4 protein-coding genes are annotated in these 2534 nt (G+C 61.0%); 3 read left to right on the top strand and 1 reads right to left on the bottom strand.

What is annotated here, in order from left to right; all coding sequences use genetic code 11:
- Positions 1 to 855: GlxA family transcriptional regulator (locus QOC89_RS04885; RefSeq protein WP_323043990.1), on the top strand; the 855-nt coding region annotated here is incomplete at its 5' end.
- 69 nt (positions 856 to 924) lie between these two features.
- Positions 925 to 1350 (top strand): HIT family protein, encoded by a 426-nt coding sequence (locus QOC89_RS04880; RefSeq protein ID WP_323043989.1) that lies wholly within the window; start codon positions 925 to 927, stop codon positions 1348 to 1350.
- A 245-nt stretch (positions 1351 to 1595) separates the two neighbouring features.
- Here the strand turns inward: QOC89_RS04880 and QOC89_RS04875 are convergent, their stop codons facing one another.
- Entirely contained in the window at positions 1596 to 1775 is a 180-nt protein-coding gene (locus QOC89_RS04875; protein WP_323043988.1) for a hypothetical protein, read from the bottom strand.
- Between the two features lie 274 nt (positions 1776 to 2049).
- Between QOC89_RS04875 and speG the strand changes: the two genes are divergently transcribed.
- Positions 2050 to 2534, top strand: a 485-nt coding sequence (gene speG, locus QOC89_RS04870) for a spermidine N1-acetyltransferase (RefSeq protein WP_323043987.1), incomplete at its 3' end; no start/stop codon positions are given.

Genomic DNA, 2534 nt, shown 5'->3' with positions numbered 1-2534 from the left:
CTCGAGGCGGCACAGCCGGAGTACGCGGTGGAAGTCATCTCCGAACAGGGCGGCATGGTGCGTAGTTCGTCGGGCGTCGAGATCGCCACGCAGCCGTTTGGCGATCCGGCGTATGACACGGTGGTGGTGACGGGCTCGATGCAGATCGAGCCGTCATCGCCGGCGTTGCAGGCTTTTTTGAACGACGCGCTGCCCGCCTCGCGCCGCACCACCAGCATCTGTACCGGCGCCTTCGTACTGGCCGAAGCCGGGATTCTCGACGGCCGGCACGCCACGACTCACTGGTACCACGCTCGCGACTTGCAGCAGCGCTTTCCCGATATCCGTATCGACGACGATCGGATTTTCATCGTCGACGGCTCGGTGTGGACCTCGGCTGGCATGACGGCGTGCATCGATATGTGTCTGGCGCTGGTCGAAAGCGATCTCGGCGTCGAGGTCTCGCGCACCATCGCCAAGAAGCTTGTGGTCTATCACCGGCGCACAGGCGGCCAGTCGCAGTTCTCGGCCATGCTCGATCTGGAACCGAAATCCGACCGCATTCAGGACGTGTTGTCGTACGCCAAAAACCATCTGCGCGAGCCGTTGACGGTCGAACAGCTTGCCGACATCGCGCATCTGAGTCCGCGCCAGTTCAGCCGCGCGTTTCGCGACGAAACGCGCCAATCGCCGGCTAGAGCCATCGAGGCACTGCGCGTGGAAGCCGCCCGCACCATGCTGGAGGCGGGCCGTCACTCGATGGAAGCGGTCGCCGCCGAAACCGGCTTCGTCGATACCGAACGGATGCGGCGCGCCTTTCTGCGTGCGTTCGGCCAGCCGCCGCAGGCAATCAAGCGCGCTGCACGCGCGTTGTAATAGATGTGGTGGAGAATATCGCCAACAGCAGCTCCATCTTGATACCAACGGCAATGACGAGGACGCGTGATGACCTACGACGACAGCAACCCCTTCGCGAAAATTCTGCGCGGCGAACTACCCTGCATCAAAGTGGCGGAAAGCAATGCGGCGCTGGCCTTCATGGACCTGATGCCGCAAGCCGACGGGCACGTGCTGGTCGTGCCGAAGGAAGCGGCGGTTGAGATTTTCGACTTGTCGGATGCCTCGACGGTGGCCTGCATGCGCATGTCGCAGAGGCTTGCCATCGCCATTCGCGCGGCGCTGCGTCCGGACGGCGTGTTTATCGGACAATTCAATGGCGCCGCGGCGGGACAAACGGTGCCGCACGTGCATTTTCATGTGATCCCGCGTTGGGAAGGACAACCACTGCGCATGCATGCACGCGAGGTCGCCGACGCGGCCACGCTCGAAGCGCTGGCCAAGCGCATTCGCGACCATTGGCGCGCTCACTGATTCGGAAGGAGTCGCGGAAAGGCGCTGGTCACGCCCCGTAATATGTGTAAAAGCCGGTGAAACCAGCGCTACAGGCCGTGCGGCTAGACTGGTGTCTGCCTTGTACCACAAGGCATTGAGTGTGGATCTCTTTTTAGCCTGCCCGAACACGGCAGGCTTTTTTATTTGTCGCGCTCATCCGCAAAGCGCCCTCGCCTCGCCCTGGCGCTCGCAGCGCGATGAGCCACGCAACCCACTGAAAAGCCTCAAAGCCGATGATGCCGCGAACGCCGCAGCGGATGCCGCCAGTCACGGCGAGGTTTCGCGGGCTCGAGATGCATGTCGTGCAGATGCCGATGTTCCTGCCACAATTCGTCGGAAAAAAGAAACGCGACGATGAGCAGCGGGATGACCAGAAAGGCGCCTAATATCAAGTGCTCGATCACGGTAGCCTCCATCGCAAGAGCATGATTTCATTGTAGAGCACCGTATGGACCCGCACGGTGCCAAGCCCCTCACAAAATCGCGATAACCGGCCTGCGACAACGCGACGCCCCGCCGTCGCCGAATCCGCGCGGCGCCTCGCTTTGCAAGAACGACCTGCGCCGGAGCCGGGGTGTTGCAAGAACTCCCCACACCGGCCCCTGACTAACAGGAAACGCAACCTGAACGCTGACGCGAACTTGCGCACTCAAACCAATAATTCTCAAGGGGAATCCAATGACTATCGAACGCAGCAGCGAACTGACCCTGCGCCCGCTCGAGCGCACCGATCTGCGCTTCGTTCACGAAGTGAACAACAACGCAAAGATCATGCGTTACTGGTTCGAAGAGCCCTATGAAACGTTCTCCGAACTGACCCAACTGTACGACCAGCACGTGCACGATTTGCGCGAGCGCCGCTTCGTGGCGATCGACAATGAAGGCCAAACCGTCGGCGTCGTCGAATTGATCGAGTTGGACTACATTCACCGGCGCGGTGAGTTCCAGATCATCATCGCGCCACACGCGCAGGGCCGCGGCTACGCCACGGTCGCCACTCAGCTCGCGATCGACTACGCGTTTTCGGTGCTGAATCTGCGCAAGGTCTACCTGATCGTGGACAAGTCGAATACCGCTGCCATCCACGTCTATGAGAAGTGCGGTTTCCGGCATGAGGCTGAACTGATCGAAGAGTTTTTCGGCAATGGCAGCTATCACAATGC

The sequence above is a fragment of the Paraburkholderia sp. genome (assembly GCF_034668105.1).
Classification (GTDB): domain Bacteria; phylum Pseudomonadota; class Gammaproteobacteria; order Burkholderiales; family Burkholderiaceae; genus Paraburkholderia.
This window is presented reverse-complemented; position numbering and strand designations above follow the sequence as displayed.

What these genes read in the sequence shown, in the direction of transcription:
- QOC89_RS04880 (WP_323043989.1), top strand. Translation starts at nt 925, where the DNA reads ATGACCTACGACGACAGCAACCCCTTCGCGAAAATTCTGCGCGGCGAA.